Annotated in this window: 18 protein-coding genes and 1 pseudogene; 9 read left to right on the forward strand and 10 right to left on the reverse strand. The window is 62.4% G+C overall.

Annotation, left to right across the window (positions count from 1 at the left end):
- The first annotated feature begins 40 nt into the window (after positions 1-40).
- Together EOB36_RS05290 and EOB36_RS05295 are read left to right on the forward strand one after the other, a co-directional pair.
- The gene (locus tag EOB36_RS05290) at positions 41-862 is read left to right on the forward strand and encodes a PhnD/SsuA/transferrin family substrate-binding protein (RefSeq protein ID WP_128284448.1); all 822 of its coding nucleotides are present in this window, start codon (positions 41-43) and stop codon (positions 860-862) included.
- Positions 863-955: 93 nt separating this feature from the next.
- Positions 956-2,788, forward strand: a complete 1,833-nt coding sequence (locus EOB36_RS05295) for a hypothetical protein (protein WP_128284449.1) — start codon at positions 956-958, stop codon at positions 2,786-2,788.
- Positions 2,789-2,800: 12 nt separating this feature from the next.
- Here EOB36_RS05295 and EOB36_RS05300 read toward each other — a convergent pair whose 3' ends face one another.
- The 5 genes from EOB36_RS05300 to EOB36_RS05320 form a co-directional block, all read right to left on the reverse strand.
- Positions 2,801-4,120: a Xaa-Pro peptidase family protein gene (locus EOB36_RS05300; RefSeq protein ID WP_128284461.1), complete on the reverse strand. Its 1,320-nt coding sequence runs from the start codon at positions 4,118-4,120 to the stop codon at positions 2,801-2,803.
- Between the two features lie 66 nt (positions 4,121-4,186).
- Positions 4,187-5,821 (reverse strand): glycosyltransferase family 39 protein, encoded by a 1,635-nt coding sequence (locus EOB36_RS05305; RefSeq protein ID WP_245467624.1) that lies wholly within the window; start codon positions 5,819-5,821, stop codon positions 4,187-4,189.
- 10 nt (positions 5,822-5,831) lie between these two features.
- Positions 5,832-8,405, reverse strand: coding sequence for an FAD-dependent oxidoreductase (locus EOB36_RS05310; RefSeq protein WP_128284450.1), 2,574 nt, complete (start codon positions 8,403-8,405; stop codon positions 5,832-5,834).
- A complete protein-coding gene (locus EOB36_RS05315) occupies positions 8,402-8,863 on the reverse strand; it encodes a DUF559 domain-containing protein (RefSeq protein ID WP_245467626.1) in 462 nt (153 codons plus the stop codon). The genes EOB36_RS05310 and EOB36_RS05315 overlap by 4 nt, the downstream gene beginning before the upstream one ends.
- A gap of 187 nt (positions 8,864-9,050) precedes the next feature.
- Positions 9,051-10,628 (reverse strand): trimethylamine methyltransferase family protein, encoded by a 1,578-nt coding sequence (locus EOB36_RS05320; protein WP_128242649.1) that lies wholly within the window; start codon positions 10,626-10,628, stop codon positions 9,051-9,053.
- A gap of 253 nt (positions 10,629-10,881) precedes the next feature.
- Between EOB36_RS05320 and EOB36_RS05325 the strand changes: the two genes are divergently transcribed.
- Both EOB36_RS05325 and EOB36_RS05330 read left to right on the forward strand, forming a co-directional pair.
- Positions 10,882-12,057, forward strand: coding sequence for an MFS transporter (locus tag EOB36_RS05325; RefSeq protein ID WP_126106119.1), 1,176 nt, complete (start codon positions 10,882-10,884; stop codon positions 12,055-12,057).
- Between the two features lie 111 nt (positions 12,058-12,168).
- Positions 12,169-13,332: an MFS transporter gene (locus EOB36_RS05330; protein WP_128284452.1), complete on the forward strand. Its 1,164-nt coding sequence runs from the start codon at positions 12,169-12,171 to the stop codon at positions 13,330-13,332.
- Positions 13,333-13,351: 19 nt separating this feature from the next.
- Here EOB36_RS05330 and EOB36_RS05335 read toward each other — a convergent pair whose 3' ends face one another.
- Complete coding sequence (locus EOB36_RS05335; RefSeq protein ID WP_128284453.1) at positions 13,352-13,891, reverse strand: hypothetical protein; 540 nt, start codon at positions 13,889-13,891, stop codon at positions 13,352-13,354.
- Between the two features lie 130 nt (positions 13,892-14,021).
- Here EOB36_RS05335 and EOB36_RS05340 point away from each other — a divergent pair, with 130 nt between their 5' ends.
- From EOB36_RS05340 to EOB36_RS05355, 4 genes are all read left to right on the forward strand, one after another.
- Positions 14,022-16,097 (forward strand): prolyl oligopeptidase family protein, encoded by a 2,076-nt coding sequence (locus tag EOB36_RS05340; RefSeq protein WP_128284454.1) that lies wholly within the window; start codon positions 14,022-14,024, stop codon positions 16,095-16,097.
- A gap of 54 nt (positions 16,098-16,151) precedes the next feature.
- Entirely contained in the window at positions 16,152-16,265 is a 114-nt protein-coding gene (locus tag EOB36_RS05345; protein WP_245467628.1) for a capsid protein, read from the forward strand.
- A gap of 53 nt (positions 16,266-16,318) precedes the next feature.
- Positions 16,319-17,698: an aspartate aminotransferase family protein gene (locus tag EOB36_RS05350; RefSeq protein WP_128284456.1), complete on the forward strand. Its 1,380-nt coding sequence runs from the start codon at positions 16,319-16,321 to the stop codon at positions 17,696-17,698.
- Positions 17,699-18,599: 901 nt separating this feature from the next.
- Positions 18,600-19,424 (forward strand): methyltransferase domain-containing protein, encoded by an 825-nt coding sequence (locus EOB36_RS05355; RefSeq protein WP_128284457.1) that lies wholly within the window; start codon positions 18,600-18,602, stop codon positions 19,422-19,424.
- A gap of 216 nt (positions 19,425-19,640) precedes the next feature.
- Here the strand turns inward: EOB36_RS05355 and EOB36_RS05360 are convergent.
- From EOB36_RS05360 to EOB36_RS05375, 4 genes and pseudogenes are all read right to left on the reverse strand, one after another.
- A pseudogene (locus EOB36_RS05360) lies at positions 19,641-21,649 on the reverse strand (ABC transporter ATP-binding protein/permease); the annotation flags it as partial.
- A 68-nt stretch (positions 21,650-21,717) separates the two neighbouring features.
- The gene (locus tag EOB36_RS05365) at positions 21,718-21,951 is read right to left on the reverse strand and encodes a hypothetical protein (protein WP_095486680.1); all 234 of its coding nucleotides are present in this window, start codon (positions 21,949-21,951) and stop codon (positions 21,718-21,720) included.
- 204 nt (positions 21,952-22,155) lie between these two features.
- A complete protein-coding gene (gene mmsB / locus EOB36_RS05370) occupies positions 22,156-23,040 on the reverse strand; it encodes a 3-hydroxyisobutyrate dehydrogenase (RefSeq protein WP_095486679.1) in 885 nt (294 codons plus the stop codon).
- A gap of 118 nt (positions 23,041-23,158) precedes the next feature.
- A complete protein-coding gene (locus EOB36_RS05375) occupies positions 23,159-24,325 on the reverse strand; it encodes an isobutyryl-CoA dehydrogenase (RefSeq protein WP_128284459.1) in 1,167 nt (388 codons plus the stop codon).
- 138 nt (positions 24,326-24,463) lie between these two features.
- On the opposite strand from EOB36_RS05375, the gene EOB36_RS05380 reads away from it, so the two are divergent.
- On the forward strand, positions 24,464-25,078 hold the full coding sequence (locus EOB36_RS05380) for a dimethylsulfonioproprionate lyase family protein (RefSeq protein WP_127204675.1): 615 nt from the start codon (positions 24,464-24,466) through the stop codon (positions 25,076-25,078).
- Positions 25,079-25,124 lie beyond the last annotated feature (46 nt).

The following is a 25,124-nucleotide window of genomic DNA, read 5'->3' on the forward strand; positions in this document are numbered from 1 at the left end:
GGTCTCGTCAGTTTCTCAGCGTAACGATCAAAGTCCCGGCATGAGCGATTTCGTTGCCGCCTTGCCGATGTATGACTGGCCCGAAATGCGGAGCGAGGTCGATGCCCAATGGGCACGGCTGCGTGATGCCTTCCGGCAAAAAGGCATCGGCGCGCCGCAGACCATCGCTCGCGTCAATGCCGATCTGCGGCCTGTAGAAGGCGGCATCCGCGACGCCGCCGGAAAGGTTATCGCGCCCGATCCGGCGACGCTGCCGCCGGACGAACTGGATTTTCACGGCCTCTGGCTGCATCCGGCGCTGCTGTTCGCGCAGACCTGCTGGGGGCCGATGGAACTCGGCCTGTCGACGCATGTCCAGGTGATCGGCCAGCCGAATTACGATGCCTTCGAGGGCGGGCAGGGCGAACTCTATTCGAGCGCGCTCGTGATGCGGGCAGGTGAAGCGCCAACGGTTGGTTCACCGTCCGAAGGCAGCCCTCTCATCCCGCTCGATATTCTGCGTGGCAAGCACTTTACCTTCAACAGCCTCGATTCGATGTCCGGCTTCATCGGGCTAACGCGCGACCTGGAAGCAATGGGCGAAAGCCTGGACATCTTTACGGCGCGCAGCGAAAGCGGCGGCCACCGTGCCTCGATCGTCGCCATCGCCGAGGGCCGTGCCGATGTCGCGGCCATCGACTGCAAGAGCTGGGCGCTGGCGCAACGCTTCGAGCCAGCGGCGCAAGCGGTGAAGGTCGTTGGCTGGACGGGAAGGCGAAAAGGCCTGCCCTTCATCACCGCCAGAACGACACCGGAGCCGGTCAAGAACATCCTCGTCGACCTGCTGATCTCTCTCGGAGCCGTCGGCACAACCGTTCGCTAACTCTGATTGGCAATAGATCCGGGCCTGGGCTGATCTTTACGCGACCGTCACCATGTGCGCGCAACCTGCGCGTGACTTCGCGGGGACAGCACCATGGCGGTGGCAACCATTCAGAGATGGACATTTCGGACCGTGCTGCTGGTCCTGGGGCTGGCGGCACTGCCATGTCTGCTCTTGCCGCAGATAGCCATCGTCGCGGCGATCAGCATCGTCGGCATCCCGCTCGCCCTGCTGATGGCGCTGATCCCGCCGGTGTTCCTGTTCCTGCTGTTGACATGGGCAATCAGCTTCGGGGTCCCGGGCCGATTAAACTGGTTGACGAGCCCGCTGATCGCGGTGGCACTGCTTGCGGTGCCGCCTTTCCTGATCAACAGGTCAATGGACCGGACCACGATGGCGCTGGTATCGGGCGACAACGACCGGATCGTGCGGCCGTTCCGGGCCGAGACGCTGGCGGTTCGCTCCGATCGGACAGCCTTCTGGACAAAGACCCAGACCCGCTGTGACGATTTCTGCATGCGTGCGCTGCTGACACGCAGCGCCCGGCGTATCATGGTAATGAGCTATCCCGCGGAGATGCCGGAGCCGGACTTTTCCTCCATCGCCCGGACCTTCCACATGGAGCGCCGGGCGTCATGTCCGCCAGTCGAGCTTGCCGATGTCCGCCTCCTTGATCTCGAAAAGAGTCCCACGGCGCGGAACGCACCCAAGGCTTCGGAGCGCATGCGGCTTGAGATCGCCAAGGGCAATTGCCTGATCGAATCCGAGGCGCCACTTGCCGAAGCTGACACGGTGGTCAGCGCCGGGCAGATCAAGCGTGGGGTGAACGATTACCAGGCAGGGCTCAATCCGACCGCCGATACAATCGCGGTCTACCGCATCTCTGTGCACAACAAGGACGGAGCAACCTTCTCCGAGGTCTACCGATGGACCGGCGTTGCTTCCTACCGGCTGCTGCCGCTGCTTTTGCCAAGCTATGTGACCGGCTATCAGTTCGATATTCGCATCGGCTTCCCGAGAACGCTCGACCTTACCCACATCGTCCAGTTCGCCGACCGGCCCGATTGGAGCGCATTCGTAACCGGCACGCTCGGCATGGAGCTTACGCTGCCAGCAGTCGACGACTCGAACGATGCGGCCGCGGTCCTTGCCGCAAAGCTCAGTCAGCCGGGCCCCATCGACGCCGTCACCAACTCGCTTGCCAATGATTTCTTTGACAGGCTGCGCGGTAGGCAGACTGCGTCGCAGCCCGATGTCGACCTCGCCATAGCAGCCCTGAACGACCGCCGGCTGGGCGTTCCAGACAGCGTCTTCGCAGCAGCGAAATATGCGAAGGACGTGGCGCCCGAGAGCATGGCGCGGCTTGCCGACGCGCTTTTCGCGCGGCTTTTCGAAATCGATATCAAGGTAAGCAAATTCGGCAACATCGAAGCACCGCAAGCTGGGCGCCTGGCCATAGCTATCCAGTCCCTGCCCGATCAAGTGATCCCGGAGCATCGTGCCGACCTCGAAAGGCTGGCAAAGGATACGCCCCGGCGCGTCGCCGCTTTTCAGGCTTTGACCAGGCTTTCCGTGTTCGGCGCCGACGCCATCCCGACGATGCTCTATCTGATCGACGACGCGGCGCTGCAGCCGCTCGACAAGGGCAATTTCTGGCAGCATTCCTATCTGGCAGGAGTGCAAGGCCTCTGCCGCCTCGGCGAGCGAGGCGCTCCCGCCATCGAGCCATTGCTGGAGCGTATCCGGGCGGGGATCATCCCGCTGCATGCCAGCTATGGCGACTTGGCGATCAACACGTTGGCCGGCATGGGCGCCGACAAGGCTACGCTCCTGCAAGCCTTTCCGGCCAAGGATCGGAACTCCAATCGAGCGCGGTTCGACCGCGTTTTCGACAAGGCCAGGCGCAAAATCGACTGCGGCTACTGAGCTTTCCGCCCTTCAGCCGCCGAGCAGTCGCTCATCGAGCGGGTAGCTTGAAAGCTGCTCGTTGCCGGTTTCGGTGATCAGGATCTGGTCCTCGATCTTGACGCCTTCGCGTCCGCCGAGCCGGCCGATGTAGCTCTCGACGCAAAGCACCATGCCTGACACAAGCACGCCGTCGGGCGTGTCGTCGGTCCAGTCGATCGCATGCGGCAGCGTCGGGTATTCGTCGGCCAGGCCGACGCCGTGATAGAGCACGCCGTAGCGCGTCGGGAAGCAATCACCAGGCGGCACCGCCGATCGCTCGACTAGGTCGCGGAACGAAGTGCCCGGCTGCATCAGGCCAATGTTGTGGGCGATCTGGTCGGCGGCGGTGCGAAACAGGTCGCCTTGCTCGGTGGACGGCTCGGTTTCGCCGCAGAGCCAGGTGCGCGACAGGTCGGCGCAGAAGCCGTAGGGGCCGATCAGATCGGTATCGAAAGCGACGAGATCGCCGGCCTCGATCGTCCGCGACGAGCATTCCTGGAACCAGGGATTGGTGCGCGGGCCGGACGTCAACAGCCGAGTTTCGACCCATTCGCCGCCTCGCGCAATGTTGCCGCGGTGGAGTTCGGCCCATAATTCGTTTTCGGAAATGCCCGGTCGCAACGCTGCCTCCATCTCGCCCATCGCCGCCTCGCAAGCGACGATCGACCGGCGCATGGCCAGGATTTCGTCGGGCGATTTGATCAGACGTGCATTTTCCATTAGCGCTTCGCCATTGCCGATGGAGATGCCGAGGCGGGCGAGTTCCTCGACGCCCTCAGGATTGATGTGATCGACGGCGATGCGGCTGATACCGCCGCCATGTTCCCTCACCAGATCGGCGATGCCGGCCGCCCAGCGGCGGGTCTTTTGCTCGGTCAGCTCGCCGCTATAGAGATACATCCACGACACAGCCGGCCGCACCTCGTCGACGACGCCGGAATGATCGGAAAGGTGCTCGCAGGAGAAATAGTCGAACAGCACCACCGGGCCTTCGGTGGCAACGAAACAATGCCTTGTCGGATTGTGCGCGACCCAGAGCTGCATGTTGGTCGAGTCGGTCGCATAGCGGATGTTGATCGGATCGTAGAGCAGGGCTCCCGCATAGTCGCGGCGCTTCAGCTCGGCGCGGATGCGGTCGAGCCGGTATTGGCGCATGGTGGGCAGGTCGGGAGCAGCAATACCGGCAGATTGCCACTCGGCTTCCGCCAGTGCGCCGTAGCCAAGCACATGCTGGTTGAGTTCAGCGGCCTTCTGCCGCGACTTCAGGCGCAACGCGTCGATAGAGCCCGCTTCGTCCGGCTCGAACGGCATGATCTTGCGGTGGCGACCGAACCGTCGCTCGACGCCTGGCTCGCTCACTTTCCTATCCTCCCGATCTCAATCGGCCGCAGGAGCATTGGCATTTCGCTTTTTCAACTTGACGACGGTCACAAGCCTGCCTTCGCTCGAACCCAAAAATTCGGGAACCCTGAGGCTGCGGCGTTCACTGTCCAGGACGAAACCCGCCTGGTTGATGCGGTCCAGGATTTCCGGTTCCGGGCTGGGCCTGTCGAGCCAGATCAGAACGGTGGGTTCCTGCAGCAACGCGGCGAAACCCGGCACCTCTTCTCCGAGGACGACAAGGTCTGGGTCGATGAGCCTGAGATTGCCCACCCAGTGCCAGTCCGACATGACCGTCTTGACTGCGCCATCTGCGGTCAGATCATGATACAGCGTCGGGTAGTCTAGACGGACGACGCGTCCCTGGCCCTTTCCGCCATAGACCTGATAGGCCCATGTCGCCGGCAAGATCAGTATGGCCAGTGTGGCTGCAACGGTGATGGTGAGGTTTTGCGCCGTCCTGTCTTTGTCGCCGAGGGAGTCCATGCGGGCGGCGAAGGCGGCAGGCAAAAAAAGCAGGACCGGCAACAACCAGCGCGCCTTGAACGTGGTGGCGCCGCTGGCGATCACCAGGACAATGGTGATGCAGAGCCCGAAGCCGAGAATGCGCCACAATAGTTTTTCCGAATCTGGAAGCCGTAGGCGGAGCGTCGATGGACTGACCCGTCCCGCCAGCATCGCCACTGCGAAAATCACGACCGGCAAGATGGCAAAATTCATTACGGCATCGCCAAAGCCGATGATGCCTTTCAACGCGACGAGGAAAGCACCGTCGCCTTCATTGATGCCGAACTTGTAGCTGCGCGCCAGCAATTCGCTCGGATGCGTGGCGGTCCAATACAATGTCGGCAGGCAGACCAGCAGCGCCACGGCCATGCTGATCATGATTTGCGGACGCAGGATGACCTGGCGGGTCTCGCGCAGCGATAAGGTCGCCGCCAGCATCGCGGCAATCAGGATGAAAAGATTGTATTTCGCCAGCACAGCCGCACCGATCGCCAGGCCGAACAAGGCATAGGTCAGCAGCGACTTGCGCTGCAGAAGCTCGACGAGCGCAAGCAGCAGCAGCCCCGAAAAACAAAAGGCGGCAACGGTATGCGATAAGGTGTGCTGCATTTCCCAGACCAGCTGAGGAAACAGTAACAGACCTAGAATGGAGGCAACTGCGGTGCGTTGGGAATAGCCGAGTTTGCGCACCGCGACGAAGACCGACGTCAAGGCCACGAAAATCAGGGAATACTTCAGTAGTTTAAGCGCGAAGATGTTGGTTCCGAAAACCGACGACGTCAACCAGCCGAGCCAGGAGTAAAGCGGCGGCTGCGAGCCGCCATAGCCGGCCCACAAAAACCGCATATACATCAGCTGTTCGGAGTCATCGACACCGACCCCGGTTCCCGCCCACAGGCTCGCCAGCGACAGCACGACGACCTGTGTGCAGCAATAAAGCGCGACCAACACGATCGCCGCGGGGAAAGGGCCGATCCTGCCCTCGGCAAGCCATTCGGCCCATTTCATCGAATACTTCAAGGAGTTCTCATCGCCCGTGCCAGTTGCACCGGCTGCGCTAGCATGAGACCGTGCCCCGCACAATGTTGTAGCAGCCTTGGGATGGGCGGCGGCCTTGGGCAGCAACCCTGACCGCCTATGCCCGCATCTTCTCGCCACTCGGATCGAAAGGCGGCTCGACATTGATGCGGGCCGGCCGCCGGTGTCCGAGGATTTCAATCTCGAACAGTCCGGCGCTCTCGTTCTCGGCCAAGGCGGCCGGCACATAGCCCTGCGCCATCGACTTTTGCACGTAATGCGCATAGCCGCCGGAAGTGATCCAGCCGACCACGCGCCAGTCGCCATCGACGATGCCGCGCACGGCCGAGGCGCCTTCCGCGGCCCTGGAGCCGCGCACTTCCTTGCCTGATGTGTCGAAGCGTGGCGCGCCATAGCCATGCGGCTTTTCCACCGTGCCAAAATCCTTGCCGCCGACCTTGGCCCAGATCGGCTCGTCGCCCATGACATCGGCGTCCGCGGCATCGACGATGAATGAGACGCGGCGCAGTTTCGGCCCTTCTGCCTGTTCCTTGGCCGCCGCTTCGCGCCCGATGAAGTCGTTCTTCTCGAGCTTGATGAAGCGATCCATTGCCCCTTCGAACGGCCCGTAGATCGGGCGCAGCTCGCGGAACCAGGTCGGAAAATTCTTTTCCAGGCGCATCGAGAGCAAGGCGCGCATGCCGAAATCGACAAGACCAAACTCTTCGCCGGCATCCTTGATCGCCTTGTAGACCAGGCGCTGGTAGGCCGGCGCCATCCAGATCTCGTAGCCGAGATCGCCGGAATAGGTGATGCGATTGACCATGCAGGGCGCGCCGCCGACCGCCATCTCGCGGAAATCCATGAAGCGGAAAGCCTTGGTCGAGACATCCACGTCAACAAGCTTCTGCAGCAGATCGCGCGATCTCGGCCCGGCGATCGAGAGGCCGACAAGCGTCTGGTCGAAGCGGTGGATGCGGACGCTACCATCCCTCGGCAGGTGCTTCTCGAACCAGCGCATATGATATTTCTGCGCCGCCGACGAACTCCAGATCATGAAGCGCTCGTCACCAGCCTTGGCGATGGTGAAGTCGCCGATCAGCCTGCCGAACTCGTTCAGCATCGGGGTCAGCACGATGCGGCCGATCTTCGGCATGCGGTTGGTCATCAGCCGGTTGAGGAAATCTTCCGATCCCGGCCCGGACACTTCGTATTTGGCGAAGTTGGCGATCTCGGTGACGCCGACCCTTTCGCGGGTCGCACGCACTTCCTCGCCGATCGGCCCGAAATCGTTGGAACGGTGGAACGAAACGATATCCTTCGGCTCCGTGCCTTTCGGCGCGAACCAGAGTGGCGTTTCGAGGCCCCACGAATCGCCCATGACGGCGTTGTTGGCCAGCATCGTGTCGTAGAGCGGCGTCGTCTGAGCCGGGCGAGCAGCCGGCAATTCCTCGTTGGGAAAGCGTATGGAAAAGCGGCGCGAATAGTTTTCGCGCACCTTGGCATTGGTGTAGCGCAGGCTCGCCCATTCGCCGAAGCGAGCGACGTCCATGCCCCAGACGTCGAAGCCGGGGTCGCCATTGACCATCCAGTTCGACAGCGCCAGCCCGACGCCGCCGCCCTGCGAGAAACCGGCCATGACGGCGCAGGCGCACCAGAAGTTGGTCAGGCCCTGCACCGGGCCGACCAGCGGGTTGCCGTCCAGCGCGAAGGTGAAGGGGCCATTGATGATCTGCTTGATGCCGGCCTTCTCGATGCCGGGGAAATGCTTGAAGCCGATTTCGAGCGACGGCGCGATGCGGTCGATGTCGGGCTGCAGCAGCTCGTGGCCGAAATCCCATGGCGTGTTGACTGGAGACCACGGCTTGCAGGCCTTTTCATAGGTGCCGAGCAGGATGCCGTTGCGTTCCTGGCGGGTGTAGATCTCGCCCTTGAAGTCCATCACGCCGATCATCTCGCGGCCGGTCGACTTGTTGAATTCCTCGACCTCCGGCATCGGCTCGGTCAAAAGGTACATATGCTCCATGGCCAGCAGCGGCAGCTCGATACCGACCATGCGGCCGATCTCGCGCGCCCACAGGCCGCCGCAATTGACGACATGCTCGGCCTTGACCGTGCCTTGCTCGGTGACGACGTTCCAGGTGCCGTCGACTTCCTGCGTCAGCTCGACGACCCGGTTGCGCAGCACGATCTCAGCGCCGAGCTTCCTGGCCGCCTTGGCATAGGCGTGGGTGGTTCCGGAAGGATCGAGATGGCCTTCGACCGGATCCCACATGGCGCCGACGAAATTCGTCTCGTCCATCAGCGGGAACATCGCCTTGGCCTCCGACGGTGTGATCAGCTCGGTGTCCATGCCGAGATAGCGGCCTTTGGCGTGGGCAAGGCGCAAAAAGTCCATGCGCTCGGGCGTGTCGGCCATCATCACGCCGCCGGTCAGGTGCAGCGAGCAGGACTGGCCGGAAAGCTCCTCGATCTCCCTGTAGAGCTGCACCGTATAGGCTTGCAGCTTGGCGACGTTGGGATCGCCATTGAGCGTATGGAAGCCGCCCGCCGCGTGCCAGGACGAGCCGGAGGTGAGCTCCGAACGCTCGATCAGCATGATGTCGGTCCAGCCGGCCTTGGCCAGATGGTAGAGCACGGAGCAGCCGACGACGCCGCCGCCGATGACAACCGCTTTTGCATGAGATTTCATGAAGAGAGTTCCGTTTTTGAAGAGATTGAATCGAGTGAGCGGGGCGTGAAAACAAAGCGGAGGTCGGATACAGCGATGTCTTCGGCCAGCCTGCCATCAAGCGCGGCAAGGATGGTTTCACAGACGGGAGTACGATGTTTCAGGACGTCATGGTTCCAAACACGCAGGATCGAATAGCCTTGGGCGCGCATGAAATCGTCACGGCGGCGGTCATATGAACTGCCGGCATGTTGGTGTCCATCGACTTCAACGACAAGCCATTTTTCGCGGCAAGCAAAGTCTGCAAAAAAGGGGCCGATGGAGAACTGACGCGTAAAGCGGTAGCCGCCAAGCTTGCGCGCCTTTAGTTCAAGCCAAAGCAGTGCTTCCGCCTGATTGCCCGCTTGCCGAAGGCTACGCGCTCGCTTCGTTGTCCCTGTTTTGCGGCGACTGCGCGTTTCATGAACGGCTTCCCCCACTCCGTCGCCGCTTCGCGGCGCCACCTCTCCCCCCTCCGGAGGGAGAGGAAGGGTGCCAGCCGGAATCGCTTCGCGCCCTTCCTCTCCCCCGTCGATCGGGGGAGAGGTGTCGAGCGTAGCTCGACGGAGTGGGGGTCGACCGTTCATCAAATCCATACGAATGATCAGTTCATCAACGACACAATCATCAAAAATCGGTCGGCGCGCCGCCTTCGGACCGGCGTTTCTCGACGAAGGCGTTGAGCTCCTCGCGGATAGCCGGGTCCATGTAGGGCTCTTCATAGGTCGCCAGCCGCTCCTTCCAGACCCGATTGGCTTTTTCGATAGCCGTCGGCGATCCGGCTTCCGCCCAGGTCTCGAAATTGCGCCAGTCGGAGATGATAGGCGAATAGAAGGCGGTCTTGTAGCGGTCCTGGGTGTGCTGGGTGCCGAAGAAATGGCCGCCCGGACCGACGGACTGGATGGCATCGAAGCCGAGAGCCTCCTCGGAGAGGTCGAGCGGGGTCAGGAATTCCGCCATCATCTGCAGCAGATCGATGTCCAGAATGGTCTTCTCGTAGGAGCAGCGCAGGCCGCCTTCCAGCCAGCCGGCCGCATGCATCATCAGATTGCCGCCGCCCTGAATGGCGCCCCATAGCGAGAACACGCTTTCATAGGCGGCCTGCGCGTCGACCGTGTTGGCGGCGCAGGTGTTGGAGGTGCGGTAGGGGATGTTGTAGCGGCGGGCGAGCTGGCCGCCGACCAATTGCGCCTTCATGTATTCCGGCGTGCCGAAGGCCGGCGCGCCGGACTTCATGTCGACATTCGAGGTGAAGCCGCCATAGCCGACGGGCGCGCCTTTGCGCACCATCTGGGCGAATGCAATGCCGGACAGCGCTTCGGCATTCTGCTGCACCAGCGCGCCGGCTATCGTCACCGGCGCCATGGCGCCCGACAGGGTGAACGGCGTCACGATGACGACCTGGCCCTTGCTCGACATCTGGATAATGCCTTCCATCATCGGCACATCGAGCTTGAGCGGCGAATTGGTGTTGATGATGGTGAACACCGACGGCTCTTCGAGCAGTTGCTCGTGGCTGATGCCGCGCGCGATCCTGGTGATCTCGATGCCGTCGACATTGCGCTCCTTGCCGAGCGAATAGATGTGGAACACCTTGTCGGTGAGCACGCTCAGATCGCGGATGCATTCGAGGTGCCGGACGGACGGATGGATGTCGATCGGCTCGACCGGATAACCGCCTGTGCAGTTCAGGATGTTGTGCATCTGCGCGAGCTTGAGGAAGTTGCGATAGTCCTGCTGGTTGCCTGGCCGGCGGCCGCGGTCGACGTCGGAACAATTGGGCGCCGACGCCATCATCGAGATGATCAGATTGTCGCCGCCGAAGCGGACATTGTGCGCCGGATTGCGGGCGTGGATGGTGAACTCCGACGGACAATGCGAAACCAGTTCGAGGATCATGTCGCTGTCGAAGCGCACTCGCTCGCTGCCTTCGCGGACATCCGCGCCATGTGCCTTCATGATGCGCCTTGCTTCGTCGTGCAGCACGTCGACGCCGATTTCCCGCAGCACGCGCAACGAGGCGAGGTGGATCGATTCCAACTCGTCGTCCGAGACCAGCTTCGTCGGCGTCAGCGGGATTTTCAGCTGACGGAAAGGCGGCTGCTCGAACGCCGCCGCTGCGCCGGCACGTTTGCCCGCGCGGCCGCCGCGACGGGCGCGATCGTTTGCCAATGCCGGTTCGGCGGGATGAAGGGCGGCGGTCATGACAAGCCTCGTACGCTGCGACAGTGCGGCGGCATAATGGACCGCCGGCTGTCCCGCCATTGCGGAGGCGGCGACCACTAGGACGAGGGAAGCGACATGTCGGAAGGGCAGCTGACCGATCGTTGGGCACACGCACGGAGCGGATGACGTGGCGCAGCAGATTTGCCCGGGCGGCCCTTCCTTTTCCCAAACCGAACCGCTAGCCGGGTAGCTTGCCGACCCCCCGAGGGTGGGCGATTCACAGGGATGGCGGATGGTCGCGACCGGTTCGAGCGATGGCGAGGCGGCAACGCAGTGGGCAGCGCTTGCCGGCGTCACTGCCGCTTTGGCCATGTTCGGCGCCGCGCAGGGGCTTAGCTATCCGCTGTTTACGCTGTTGATGCAGCGGCAAGGCATGTCTCCGGCGCTGATCGGTCTTTCCGCGGCGATGATGCCGGTTGGCCTCATCCTGTCGGCTGCGTTCGTGCCGGCGGCCGTCCGCCTGGTCGGCGCGCGCAACCTCGCCGTCGGCTGTTCGCTGGCCGGCGCGCTCTGCTTCCTGACGATCGGCTATCTGCAGGATTGGGTGGCGTGGTTCATCATCCGCTTTCTCGTCGGCGTGGTCATCAATCCGCTCTATGTGCTTGGTGAGGTGTGGGCGCTGTCGCTGGCGCCGCCGACGCGCCGCGGCCGGGTGATGGGGGTGTTCAATACGCTGCTGGGCGCCGGCTACGCGGCGGGGCCGCTGATCCTGATCACGGTCGGCACATCGGGATGGCCTCCCTTCGTCGCGGCGATATCAGGCTTTGCGCTCTGTGCGCTGATCCTGCGCGCCGTCTCGTCCAAATTGACCGGTTTCGAGGATGACGGCCAGGTCTCGGGCGGCATCGTAGGCTTCGCCAAGCTGGCGCCGGCGCTGCTGCTGGCGGTCCTGGTCGCGGCCGCGGTCCAGCAGAGCACCTATGCGCTGATGCCAGTTTTCGGCACCGGCTACGGCTTGCCGGAAGCGACGCTGGCGGCGCTGGTGACGGCGCTGTCGGCCGGCAATATCCTGCTGCAGATTCCGCTTGGGCTGATGGCCGAGCGCTTCGGCGGCCGGGCGATGATCGTCTTTTGCGCGCTGGCGACGGCCGCTTGCGCGCTCTCGCTGCCGCTCCTGATCACGACGCCGCTGGTCTGGCCCGTGCTGGTGGTGATGGGCGCGGTCGGCTACGGCGTCTATACAATGGCGCTGGTCGAGCTAGGCAGCCGGTTCAAGGGAACCGCACTCGTCGCCGGCAATGCAGCCTTCGCGCTGATGTGGGGCGCTGGCGGTATTGTCGGCCCGCCCGGCGCCGGCGCGCTGATGCAGGGGATCGGTCCGCTCGGCCTGCCGGCGGTGATCGCTGGCCTCGATGCGCTGCTGATCGCGTTCGCGCTCTACCGGTCGTCCGGACGCCGGAACCGTTGAGCCGGCGATCCGTTGGCGCAAATGGTTTTTGATGGCCGGCCCTTTCTTTCGCGGAGCCGGACCGGTAGCTGGGTGACTCGCCGAGCGGATCTCCAATGCAGGGATGGCAGAATGGTCGCGACCGGCACCAGCGGCAACGAAACGAGAATGCAGTGGGCGGCGCTCACCGGGGTAATCGCGACTGTCTCGGTGTTCGCCATCGCGCAAGGGCTCTCCTATCCGCTGCTGAGCTTCATCCTGCAGCGACAAGGCATTTCGCCGGCGATGATCGGGCTGTCTGCGGCGATGACGCCGGTCGGCTTCATCGTCTCGTCGCCGCTCATCCCAGCGCTGGCGCGCCGGTTCGGGGCAGGGCGCACGGCGCTCACCTGCGCTGCACTTTCCGCGATCATGCTGGCGCTGATCGGCTGGACGCAGAATGTCTATCTGTGGTTTCCGCTGCGCTTTCTGATCGGCGTGGTAACCAATCCGCTCTACGTGCTGAGCGAGATCTGGGTGATCGCACTGGCGCCGCCGGCGCGCCGCGGTCGCGTGATGGGGATCTATTCCACAGTCATTTCGGCAGGTTTCGCGGCCGGCCCGCTGTGCCTGCTTGCCGTCGGCACCGAAGGATGGCCGCCGTTTCTCGTCGGCATCGCCGCATTCGTTTTTTGCGGCGCCTGCCTGGCGCTGGTGCTGCAACGGCTGCCGAAGGTCGATGAGGCCGGGCACCGGGTTTCGGTGATGGGGTTCATGCCGATGGCATGGCTGCTGTTGTCGGCGGTCGTCGTCGCCGCCGGCTTTGAGCAGGCGGTGCTGGCGCTGCTGCCGGTCTACGGGACCTATTACGGCATCGCCGAAGCCCGCATGTCGGCGCTGCTGTCGGTGATGATCGCCGGCAACATCGCCATGCAGGTGCCGCTCGGCCTGCTGGCGGAACGACTGATGGCGCGTCTGGTGCGGTTTATCTGCGTGTCGCTGACCGTGCTCGGATGCGTGCTGTTGCCGGTTCTCATCGAGACGCCGCTGATCTGGCCGTGCGTCTTTATCTGGGGCGCGGTTTCCTACGGCATCTATACGATGTCGATCATCGAGCTCGGCGAGCGCTTCACCGGCTCGGAGCTGGTCGCCGGCAACGCCGCCTTCTCGCTGATGTGGGGCGTTGGCGGCATCGCTGTACCGCCGCTGGCGGGCGCCGCCATGGATATTCTCGGTGCAGGCGGCCTGCCGATCACGCTCGGCGCGATTTGCCTGGCGCTGGCGGTTACAACCGTCATGCGGCGGCGGATCGTGTGAGCTACGTATCGGAGTAGCCTTAATTGCCTTGCTGTCTGAAAATAGCCCAGAGGTCACAATCGGCGTGGTGTTCAGGTGGATAGTATTTGCTTCGCAGCGTTCCTTGAATTTCAACAGCGCGATTAAAGTCTGGGATCAGTCCGACGCTGGAGAGTTCCGAGTTCGCGAATGCTTCCGGAAAGCCGCCGCAATTGGTTAGTGCGCTTGTTGAAACGTCCTGGTCCAGCAAGTCATAGCCGAGGAACGTGAATCCATTCCAATCAAGGTGGCGCACGTCCGTTGATGGCCTTCGGATCACGCCAAGGACGTTGAGATTGCTCGTATCGGCCAACTCCGAAAGAAGGAAGTCCAGGTCCACAAAGAAGTTGAGCATGTTGTCTTCGTTAACAATGTGGGGCCAGTGGCTGTCCTTCGTCTCTGGTAGTGCGAATGCGCAGAGCATCCCGTCGAGCGTGACAACCTCGGTCAACTGGGTAAGGCCCGACCACTGAATGTACTCCTTCCACCCTGTGCCGTTGACCGGATCAAACTTCTCATTCGCAATGTAGAGACGTTGCATGAAGTTTCCTTCACCCCACGCAGAAGGCCTAGCTATACGGAGGCCGTTCATTTTACGTGTTTGAATTGAATCTCGATAGCGCCACGCCGATGTTTGTGGCACCGAACTTGACGAATTTTTCGGAGACCACATGACAAAGTCGATCGCACAGAAGCAGCAGGGTCCAGTTGGCGAGACCGAGGATCCCTTTCTCTGGCTGGAGGACAGGACAGGCAAGGAAGCACTCGACTGGGTCCACCGTCAGAACGCGGTTACAACAGGTGAATTGCAGGGCGATCCGTCCTACCAGGACGCGTTCCAGACCGCGCTCGACCTGATGACGGCCGAAGACAACATTGCGGTCGGGTCTGCACTCAGCGGCCATGTCTACAATTTCTGGCAGGACAAGACCAATGTGCTCGGCCTCTGGCGGCGCACGACGGTCGCTTCCTACAAGACCGAGAAGCCGGATTGGGAGACGATCATCGACTTCGATAATCTGTCCGCCAAAGAGGGCGTGAAATGGGTGTTCAGCGGCGCCAGCCGGCTTTACCCCGACTTCAGCCGCTGCCTGCTCAGCCTGTCGCCGGATGGTGGCGACGCCAGTGAGATGCGTGAATTCGACATCGACACCAAGTCCTTTGTCGAGGGCGGCTTTCGCGCGCCCGCCTCGAAGTCGGGCTTCACCTGGCTGGACAAGGACACCGTCATCGTCTCGGCTGCCTTCGAGGAGGACGAAAAAACCCAGTCCGGTTATCCACGCGTGGTCAAGCTTTGGCAGCGCGGCACCAGGCTGGAGGATGCGACGCCGATCTTCGAGGCGCAGAAGCAGGATCTCGCCGCCGGCGGTTCCCTCGAGTTCGACGGCGACAAGCGGCATCTGTTCCTGACCCGGACGCTCGACTTCTTTGCCTCGCACAGTTTTCTGCGTCTGCCTTTCGGCGAGAACAGGCGCTTCCCGCTGCCGGACGACGTCACCGACACGGCGCTGTTCCGGGATCAGTTCGTCTTCGGGGTGCGCAGCCCGTGGACGGCGCCGGATGGCACGCTGTGCCAGCCTGACGGCCTCTATTCGCTGGATTTCGCGCGCTGGATCGAAACCGATGCGTTGGGACCCATCGATACCGTGCTCGAGCCCGCGCATCGGGTTTCGATCGCGGGCATTGCCCGCACGCAGGACCGGTTGTTCATCAACCTGATGGATAATGTGCGCGGCAAGGTCGTCGTCTGCGAGCGCGATGACGGCCGCTGGTCGATGAAGCCTGTCGCGCTGCCGGAGAATGGCAATGTCGGCATCGCCCATGCCGAACATTTCGGCTCCAGCGTCTCCTTCTCCTTCACCGATTTCCTGACGCCGAGCTCGATCATCTGGTCGGACGACGATGCTGCGACGCTGACAACAGTGAAATCGCAGCCGGCGCGTTTCGATGCTTCGTCCCTTGTGTCGGAACAGTTCGAGGCCCGCTCGAAAGACGGCACCATGATCCCTTACTTCGTCGTCAGGCAACGCGACCAGGACGGTCCGGTGCCGACATTGCTTTATGGCTATGGCGGCTTTGAAGTGCCGCTGCTGCCCGGCTATGCCGGCGTGCGCGGCAGGCTGTGGCTGGAGAAGGGCAATGCCTATGTTCAGGCCAATATCCGCGGCGGCGGCGAGTTCGGCCCGAACTGGCATCAGGCCGCGCTCAAGGCCAATCGCCAGAAGGCCTTCGACGACTTCGCCGCGGTCGCGCAAGACATCGTGAAACGCGGCATCGCCACGCCGGCGACGCTCGGCATCCAAGGCGGCTCGAATGGCGGCCTGCTGACCGGCGTTTCGCTGACCCAGCATCCCGAGCTTTTCGGTGCGGTGATCATCGACGTGCCGCTGCTCGACATGCTGCGCTACACCGAGCTGCCGCCTGGCGCATCCTGGATGGCCGAGTATGGCGATCCGGCTAAGCCGGAAGACGCCGCGTGGCTGGCGGCTTACTCACCCTATCAGCATGTGAAGACCGACGCGGTCTATCCGCCGGTGCTGCTGACGACGTCGACCGCCGACGACCGCGTCCACCCCGGCCACGCGCGCAAGATGGCCGGGCGGCTGCAGGCTGCCGGCCATGCGAAGACGCTGTTCTTCGAGGAGACCGAGGGCGGCCATGGCGGGCGCGGTGATCGCCGGCCGCAAGCGGCACAGGCCGCAATGAAGTATGTTTTCCTGCAACGTGCGCTGACCAGCATCGCTTGAACGGAACGGCTTGAACTGATCGCATCAGGCGGCATAAGGTGCTGCATGGCTCGGATGAAGACATGTCGCGCATTCGGGGCGGCGGTGACGCCGTCGCCGCGCACGCTTCGCGCCGAGCTTTTGCGGCTTTGCGCCCGCATCGGCTATTCGCCGCCCGCCATCCTCTGACGAATCCGCCCCGGCTGCAAAACGCCGGATTGGTTCAAGAGGAAAGATCAGACATGACTTATCAGAATTATTCGCTGAAGCAGCTTCAGCAGATCGATGCTGCGCATCACCTTCATCCGTTCACCGATCACAAGGAGATGCGCGAGGCCGGCTCACGCATCATCACTCACGCCAACGGTCCGTTCATCTACGATTCCGAAGGCACGGAAATCCTCGACGGCATGGCCGGGCTGTGGTGCGTCAACATCGGTTACGGCCGCGACGAACTGGCCGACGCGGCTTACGCCCAGATGAAGGAATTGCCCTACTACAATTCCTTCTTCAAATGCTCGACACCGACGCCAGTGCTGCTGGCCAAGAAGCTGGCGGAACTGGCGCCGAAGCACGTCAACCAGGTCATCTACGGCTCGTCCGGTTCGGAGGCCAATGACACGGCGCTGCGCCTTGTCCGCCACTATTGGGCATTGGAAGGCAAGCCGGAGAAGAACCGCATCATCTCGCGCAAGACCGCCTATCACGGCTCGACCATCGCCGGCGCTTCGCTGGGCGGCATGGAGCCGATGCACAAGCAGCTCAACGGCGCGGTTCCCAACATCGTCCATGTGATGATGCCGTATGCCTACGAGCTGGCTCTGCCCGGTGAAAGCGACCATGATTTCGGCCTGCGCGCGGCCAAGGCCGTCGAGGACGCCATACTCGAAGCCGGTGCCGACAAGGTCGCCGCCTTCATCGGCGAGCCGGTGATGGGGGCAGGCGGCGTGAAGATACCGCCGATGAGCTATTGGCCGGAAGTGCAGCGCATCTGCCGCAAATACGATGTCCTCCTGATGTTGGACGAGGTCATCACCGGCTATGGCCGCACCGGCGAGTGGTTCGCAGCTCAGACCTTCGACATCGAGCCCGATACCATCACCACCGCCAAAGCGCTGACCTCCGGTTATCAGCCGCTGTCGGCACTGCTGGTTGGTGACCGCATCGCCGCGACGCTTGTCGAGAAGGGCGGCGAGTTCAATCACGGCTATACTTATGCCGGCCACCCCGTGGCCTGCGCCGTGGCGCTGAAGAACCTCGAGATCATGGAGCGGGAAGGTTTGGTCGATCGGGTCAAGAACGACACCGGACCCTATTTCGCCAAGGCGCTGCAGGAGCACATCGGCGGTCACGATCTGGTCGGCGAGGTGCGCTCGATCGGGCTGATGGGGGCGATCGAGATTGTTAGGGACAAGGCGACCAAGGAGCGCTTCCTGCCGGCCGGGAGTGCGGCCGTGCTTGTCCGCGATCACGCAATTGCCCAAGGCATGATGCTGCGCGCCACCGGCGACACGATGATCCTGTCGCCGCCGCTGATCTGGACGCGCGAGACAATCGACATGGCTTGCGGCCGCATCGCCAAGGCGCTTGATCTGGCCCAAGCGGATTTGCGCAAGCGGTAGGGTAAAACGATCGCCGGGCGTCCTGCAGCCAGACGCCCGGCGTTTGAATACCGCAATCTGCCGAAGATCTCGCCAGGCGAGGATCGGCCGTGAGGTCGGCAATCAGGTCTCCTACGCCCTGAAATACAACCCCAAGAAGGTCAGCTTGCAGAAACATTCGAAGGGTCATCGACCGCAACATCAATCTGATGCGCGCCGTGTCGGTCCTGCCCAGGCTGACACCTTGTCTTAGGAGTACCAGCCGGAGCAGCCGCTCACCAAGGGTCACTACGAGGATTCCGGCCGCGACGCGCCGTATTTACCTTAACGTGCGAGAAGTAGAGAGACATCGACACGAGGCGCGAAAAAGCAACGCCAATACAGCTGATTGGTTACGACGTAGGTATTCTCACAGATATGGTATTGGCCGTCCGGGGATTCCTGTACACGGTCCCGTGGGATGGTGAAATTATGCGGCAAATAAGTGTAACCACCGTCTATCCTGGACCGCACCGAAGACCGAGGTATGGCGCGGCAATCAGAACCACCGCAACACCTGAATTTCGTCTGTGGATCAATCTTGTCTTCGTACCAATCATGGGCGTTAGCGGCCGTTGCGGCGGCGATACACATTGCCGTGAAGATGAACCTTCGCATGGCATTCCCTCAGGGATTTGGCAGGCGCTGCTCGTTCGAACGTCCATTTATATTAGCGTTCCGTTAAAAACGCCATTAGCCTCCGACTGACTAACGCAGCTCCAGCAAGCGACGCTCGCAATGTGTGCGGACCGTCCTAACGATCTGCTCGGTATCCTTGTTTCTATCGCCCGGTTGCTCTGTGACAGATAGGCGCTTTATGATGGCTGCTTGAAGCGCCGATCGGGCCCGTTGTCGGAGCGGCTCATTGTGCGGGAGGGACGCTATGGCCCGGCAGGAGCAATGGCAGCTGGAAGGTAGCGCCGCGGAACTCTACGAGCGCTACCTGGTTCCGGCAATCACAGCCCTGTGGGCTGCCGACCTGGTGGATCGTGCTGCGCCTCGATCTGGTGAGCGGGTTCTGGACGTAGCTTGCGGCACCGGCGTGGTGGCACGCTCGGCGGCCGAGCGTATGGGAAGTGGGCATGTCGTCGGCCTCGACATCAACACGGGCATGCTTGCCGTTGCTCGGTCGCTCCCGAGCGGCGCTGGACCGCGTATTGACTGGCACGAGGGAAGCGCGCTCGAAATGCCGTTCCCTGACTCCACCTTCGATCTGGTTCTTTGCCAGCTCGGGCTGCAGTTTTTTCCGGATCGATCGAGTGCGCTGCGTGGGATGTTCCGGGTTCTGGTGGCTGACGGCCGACTGGCCTTAAGCGTTTTCAGCGCTATTGAGCATACTCCTGCGGCAAAGGCGCTGGCGGATGCCCTGGATCGGCATCTCGGTCCAGGCGCTTCGGCGACGAAACGGTCCGAGCATTCACTCGCCGACGCGGACGAGCTTTACCGATTGGTGACCGGGGCGGGATTTCGTCAGGTGACCATCCACACGACGACACAGAACATCCGATTCCCCTCGTCAAAGGAATATGTGCGACTACAGCTGGCAGCGACTCCGCAGGCTGGGCTGGTCAGCGGAATGGATGCCGGACAACGGAACGTAGTCATCGCAGCGATCATGGGGGATGTAAGTTCCTCGCTGGCAATCTATTCAACTGGAGGGGAGCTGACATTCCCCCAAGAGGCTCACGTCGTGCTCGCACGCAAATAGTGCAGCTGACGCGGTGGTCGTCGACGTAGGTCAGGACCGCCGCCACCAGGCCGACGATCATCTGCCATCGGGGCCGGCGATGCGCCCGAAGTTGTCGGCCAAGCCGCCATCGCCAAGCCATCGAGCAGACGTCGGACTTAGTTCGCAGTGCGCGCGGCGCGGGCTGCTTTCTTGCTGCCCTTGACCCAGGCCCGCCCGGCGGACTTCACTTTTTGTCTCGGGCAGCGCCGCTTTGCTCAATGTCGTGCTGCGTTTCGGTAGGCGCGCCGGCGCCCGAGAAATCGCACAAGCAAGTTCCGTCTGCTCTTACGCTGGACAAGATCGACGTCGCTGACAAGCTTTGCGCCGCCCTCGCGCCGCTCCAATGTGATCTTGCGGCTATGGAAGGCTTCCAACTCGGCGCGATGCGCTACGCTTATGATGGTGACCTTCGGCAATTCGTGAATGATCATCTCCATCATCTTGTCCTGACTCTTTTCATCGAGTGCTGACGTTGCTTCATCCAGCACGATGATATCGGGGCTGTGCAGCAGAAGACGTGCGAAGGCGAGCCGCTGCTTTTCGCCACCCGACAAGGTCTGGTCCCATGGCGCGTCGTCCTCGATCTTGTCGTTCAGATAATCGAGTCCGACCTTGTTGAGGGCAGCCTTGATCTTACCCAGCGTCCAGCGATCGGCGGCGCCTGGATAGGCGACTGCGCGGCGAAGCGTCCCGGTAGGTACGTAAGGCCTTTGCGGCAGCATGAACAGCCGTCTGTCGGCGCGGATGTTGACGCTGCCGCCACCCCACGGCCACAGACCTGCGATGGCCCGCACCAACGTACTCTTGCCTGAGCCGGATTCGCCGGAAACGAGCACCCGCTCGCCTGGTTCGATCACGACCCTAGTTTCCTTGACCACGGCGGTGCCGTCGTCGAGCGACACGGACAGATTGTTCAGGCTGAGCATCGCATCGCCTGCAGTTTCGCCGCGCTTTATGCGTCCCAGTGTGTTGCTCTGTTCCGCGCGCTCGAGTCCGTCGAGTGACATCATCAGTGAGGCGATGCGCCGTGCGCAGGCGTTCCAATCGGCGAGACGGGGGTAGTTGTCGACCAGCCATCCGAACGCGCCCTGCACGATGGCAAAGGCAGAGGCAGCCTGCATTACCTGTCCAAGTGTCATGCTGCCTTCGAGAAACTTTGGAGCGCAAAGCAAAACGGGCACGACAGGCGCAAACAAACTTGCCCCCTGCGACACCAGCGCTGTGCGCATGTGCTGGCCTGTAAGAAGCGCCCATTGCTTGAGCACATGGGCGAACGTCTTGTCGATGCCCCTACGCTCCTCCTCCTCGCCACCGAGCAATGCTATACTCTCGCCGTTTTCCCGCACCCGCGTCAGCGTGTAGCGGAATTCGGCTTCCGCCTGATTTTTTTCCTCGGAGAGGCGGACGAAGTGGCGGCCAATGACCGCCATCGAGGTGGATGTGATCGCGGCATAGGTTACCGCGGTGATGACGAGAAAGCCGGGAATGGTCACGGTCGAACCTGCGATCGTCAGGGTCAAGGCCCCACCGATCGTCCAGAGCACCACGATGAAGGTCGAGGCCGACAGAAACGCGTTGATGACGCCGGCGATGAAATCGACCGGAGATTCGGTGGCAATCCGCAAATCCTCGGTGATGCGGGCTTCGGGGTTCTGGTGATCGCCGCCGACGAGGTTCAACTGAAAGTAGCGGCCGCTTGCAAGCCAACGCGCGATGACCGCGGTGGCGAGCCAGGAACGCCAGCGGCGCTGAATCGTCATGCGAAGGAAGACTTGCGCAACGACAAGGCTGCCGCTTCCGAGCACGAGCGGCACGAAAACGGCGCTCAGGATATAAACGGTGCGGGCATTGCGTTGCTCAAGGGCGTCGAAAATTGCGCGGTTCCAGACATTGATCCCATACTGGAAGCCGACATTGATGATGATCAGGACCAAGAGCCCGATCGTGAACGGCCATGCGAGCCTATCGCCTCCGCGGCCCCAATAACCGCGCGCGCTGATCCAGAAACGCCTCAGCAAGTATCTCTTGCGTGCCTGCTCGGCCTCCTCAGGAGTGAGCTCTGGATCGGGTTCGATGAAGTCCGGCGGCGGGGCCGCGCCGGCGACCTCAGACGCGACTTCGACAGTCGATTGCTTCTCCTGGCGCGACTTCTCGGCATCGCGCGATTTGGAGATCGATTTCGGCTTGAATTTAGCCTCGGACATACCGGCGATAACGGCTTAAAAATGAGAAGGTTTCATGATGTTCGATCCAATGAGCTTCAGGAGCTAGGTCATCTCAGATCGTGCTCACGGCGGCGGGGGGATTCGATCGCGAGGCCATGGAACGAACATGACGAGCGACCGGAACCCTCGCGCTCCACCTGTGGGTCGACGTAGCTCAGGATCGCCGCCACCAGGCCGACGATCATCTGGAGGCGCGCCGGGGCGATCGTGTCACTGTCCTTGAAGAATGCGAAACGCAAAAACCGCGCTCCCTCGGGAACGCGGCTTTGCCAGATACGCATGGCGCTTCGCTAACGGAACACTTGCGAAACGTACGGGCTCCGGTACGCGAGACCTGATCCGGAGCGCCGGGCGGATGCGATATGCCGCCTCGCATTCCGTTTTACAGGCACATCGTTACCGGGGGGTTATCGAGAGTTTAAGCAAATCTAAATTTGCGGTGTTTCTTTTGCCGGGAAATCAAAAAGCCCTGTCGAGTTCGAGGCTTACTCCGGGGTGCCGCGCAAAAAGTTTATGATGCCGGAAAAATCGGCGCCGGCATGCCCCTGGGCGTTGAACAGCGCGTAAAGCTGGGCGGCCTCGGCGCCCAGCGGCGTCACCGCGCCGACGCTTTGCGCGGCTTCCTGTGACAATTTCAGGTCCTTCAGCATCAATGCTGCGGCAAACCCAGGCCTGTAGCCATTGTTGGCCGGCGATGTCGGCACCGGACCAGGCACCGGGCAGTAGGTGGTCAGCGACCAGCATTGGCCGGAGGAGGTCGAGGCGACGTCGAACAGCGCCTGATGCGACAGACCGAGCTTTTCCGCCAGAACGAAGGCTTCGGCGACGCCGATCATCGAAATGCCTAACATCATGTTGTTGCAGATCTTTGCCGCCTGTCCGGCGCCGTCATCGCCGCAATGGACGATACGGCCGGCCATTGGCTTGAGGACTGGCTCGGCTTTGGCGAAGGCGTCCTTCGAGCCACCGGCCATGAAGGTCAGCGTGCCGGCGGTGGCGCCGCCGGTGCCGCCGGAAACCGGCGCGTCGATCGACAGAAGCTCATGTCTTGCGGCGATCGCGTGGGCCTTTCGCGCCGATTCGACGTCGATGGTCGAGGAATCGATGAGCAGCGCGCCTTTTTTCGCCTTGGGCGCGATGTCTTCGTAGACCGACAGGACGTGCTTGCCGGCCGGCAGCATGGTGATGACCACATCGGCGCCCTTCACCGCGGCAATGGCATTGGCCATGACGACGACGCCATGATCCCTGGCGATGACGAGGTTTTCCGGCATCAGATCGAAGCCGTGCACGGTATGTCCTGCCTTGACGAGGTTGGCGGCCATCGGATTGCCCATGTTGCCGAGGCCGATAAAGGCGATGGTGGTCATCGTTTTTCTCCCGGTTTTGCCAGAGCGGGATGTTCAGGATTGAAGAGATATCCCGCTCTATCTGTTTGTTTAGCCGCATTTCTGCGACGCCAAGTGATTCCACTTGGCTGCAAAATGCTCAGCGGCCGATCAGGGCGCGCGCGATGATGACGCGCATGATTTCGTTGGTGCCTTCGAGGATCTGGTGGACACGCAGGTCGCGGACCAGTTTCTCGATGCCATAATCGTGCAAATAGCCATAACCGCCATGCAGTTGCAGGGCGTCATTGGCGACGTTGAAGCCGATGTCGGTGACGAAGCGCTTGGCCATCGCCGACCATTTCGAGGCATCGGGCGCGTTGCGGTCGAGCTTCGAGGCGGCGGCGTAGAGAAAGATGCGCGCTGCTTGCAGCTCGGTCTCCATGTCGGCGAGCTTGAATTGCAGCGCCTGGAACTGGTTGATCTTGGATCCGAAGGCCTTGCGCTCGGCGGTGTAGGCCAGCGCCTTGTCGAGCGCCGATTGGGCGCCGCCCAGCGAACAGGCGGCGATGTTGAGCCGGCCGCCGTCGAGCCCGGCCATGGCAATGCCGAAGCCGGCGCCTTCGACTGACAGCAGGTTTTGCGCAGGCACCTTGCAGTCCTCGAAGATGACCTGGCGGGTCGACTGCATGTGCCAGCCCATCTTGTGCTCGTTGGCGCCGAAGGAGAGGCCGGGCGCATCCTTCGGCACGACGAAGGTGGAAATGCCCTTCGGCCCGTCGGCGCCGGTGCGCGCCATGACGATGTAGATGTCGCTGTCGCCGGCGCCCGAGATGAACTGCTTGACGCCGTTCAGCACATAGTCGCCGCCGCCCTTCACCGCGCGCGTCTTCAGCGCCGCGGCATCCGACCCCGAGCCCGGCTCGGTCAGGCAATAGCTGGCCAGCCATTCCATCGAGGTCAGCTTCGGCAGGAAGCGCCGGCGCTGCTCGTTGCTGCCGAAGCGGTCGATCATCGACGCCACCATGTTGTGGATCGAGATGAAGGACGAAAATGCCGGATCGGCGCGCGAGAGCGCCTCGAAGATCAGCACGGCGTCGAGCCGGCCGAGGGCCGAGCCGCCGACATCGTCGCTGATATAGATGCCGCCAAGGCCGAGCGGGCCCGTCTCGCGGATCACATCTGCCGGAAAATGCTTGTTGCGGTCCCAGTCGAGCGCATTCGGCGCGACCCGGTCGGCGGCGAAGGCCTCGGCCATCTCCTGGATGGCGCGCTGGTCCTCGTTGAGCTCGAACTGGCTGGTGCTCGCATCGACAGCGGCGTCCATAGCGTGCTCCCTGATGTTTCCGGCCTGCTGGCCTGTCGTTTTTGGCTTTGCGCGCCGCTCAATCTAGACCAATGATGCCGCCGCGCAAGCCGACCATCTGTGAAGCGGGTGTGCGCTAATGCGTGTCTGGAGCAAGGCGTGACGACAAATTTCGATGAGCTGCTCAAACGTTTCCATGCCTATCTCGAGACGTTCGATAATGCGCTGGTGCGCGATGCCGTGGCTCGGATCGGCTGGGCCATGCCGGCGCGTCCGCTCGAGCCGCATCCGCTCGCTTGCCTGCGCCAGCTCGACCGAATCGTCGAGCTCGCTGCAGCGAACGCCCAGCCATTGGTGCGGCTGGTCGCCGAGCGTCGCGGGGAGCTGCACTGGGGGCAGACCTACGGCGAGGCGGATTTCGGCAAGACGTTCATCGACAATTACGGGTGGCTGGAAGTATTCGGCACGCGCGGCCATTTCGTCAACGACGAGGTTGCGGCCGGCCTGCTGATCCTCGGGCCTGATATCGTCTACCCCGACCATCATCACGTCGCCGAGGAGATCTACATTCCGCTGACCGGCGGCGCCGAATGGCGCATGGGCGGAGGCGAATTTCGCAGGCGCGAGGCGGGTGAGGTGATCCACCATGCCTCCGACGTCAGCCACGCCATGCGCACCGGCAAGGAGCCGCTGCTGGCGCTCTACATCTGGCGCGGCGGGCCGCTGGCGGCCAAGTCGACGATCACCGGAACGACGACGTGGGGCAGGGACTGATGGCCAAGGCGATCATGCTGCAGGGCACGGGCTCCGATGTCGGCAA

The sequence above is a fragment of the Mesorhizobium sp. M6A.T.Cr.TU.017.01.1.1 genome (assembly GCF_004023115.1).
In the GTDB taxonomy this organism is placed as follows: Bacteria; Pseudomonadota; Alphaproteobacteria; order Rhizobiales; family Rhizobiaceae; genus Mesorhizobium; species Mesorhizobium mediterraneum.

Coding starts and splice junctions, on each gene's coding strand:
- EOB36_RS05290 (WP_128284448.1), top strand. CDS start 41: ATGAGCGATTTCGTTGCCGCCTTGCCGATGTATGACTGGCCCGAAATG.
- EOB36_RS05295 (WP_128284449.1), top strand. CDS start 956: ATGGCGGTGGCAACCATTCAGAGATGGACATTTCGGACCGTGCTGCTG.
- EOB36_RS05300 (WP_128284461.1), bottom strand. CDS start 4,120: ATGCCGTTCGAGCCGGACGAAGCGGGCTCTATCGACGCGTTGCGCCTG.
- EOB36_RS05310 (WP_128284450.1), bottom strand. CDS start 8,405: ATGAAATCTCATGCAAAAGCGGTTGTCATCGGCGGCGGCGTCGTCGGC.
- EOB36_RS05320 (WP_128242649.1), bottom strand. CDS start 10,628: ATGACCGCCGCCCTTCATCCCGCCGAACCGGCATTGGCAAACGATCGC.
- EOB36_RS05325 (WP_126106119.1), top strand. CDS start 10,882: ATGGTCGCGACCGGTTCGAGCGATGGCGAGGCGGCAACGCAGTGGGCA.
- EOB36_RS05330 (WP_128284452.1), top strand. CDS start 12,169: ATGGTCGCGACCGGCACCAGCGGCAACGAAACGAGAATGCAGTGGGCG.
- EOB36_RS05335 (WP_128284453.1), bottom strand. CDS start 13,891: ATGCAACGTCTCTACATTGCGAATGAGAAGTTTGATCCGGTCAACGGC.
- EOB36_RS05340 (WP_128284454.1), top strand. CDS start 14,022: ATGACAAAGTCGATCGCACAGAAGCAGCAGGGTCCAGTTGGCGAGACC.
- EOB36_RS05345 (WP_245467628.1), top strand. CDS start 16,152: ATGAAGACATGTCGCGCATTCGGGGCGGCGGTGACGCCGTCGCCGCGC.
- EOB36_RS05350 (WP_128284456.1), top strand. CDS start 16,319: ATGACTTATCAGAATTATTCGCTGAAGCAGCTTCAGCAGATCGATGCT.
- EOB36_RS05355 (WP_128284457.1), top strand. CDS start 18,600: ATGGCCCGGCAGGAGCAATGGCAGCTGGAAGGTAGCGCCGCGGAACTC.
- EOB36_RS05365 (WP_095486680.1), bottom strand. CDS start 21,951: ATGCGTATCTGGCAAAGCCGCGTTCCCGAGGGAGCGCGGTTTTTGCGT.
- mmsB (WP_095486679.1), bottom strand. CDS start 23,040: ATGACCACCATCGCCTTTATCGGCCTCGGCAACATGGGCAATCCGATG.
- EOB36_RS05375 (WP_128284459.1), bottom strand. CDS start 24,325: ATGGACGCCGCTGTCGATGCGAGCACCAGCCAGTTCGAGCTCAACGAG.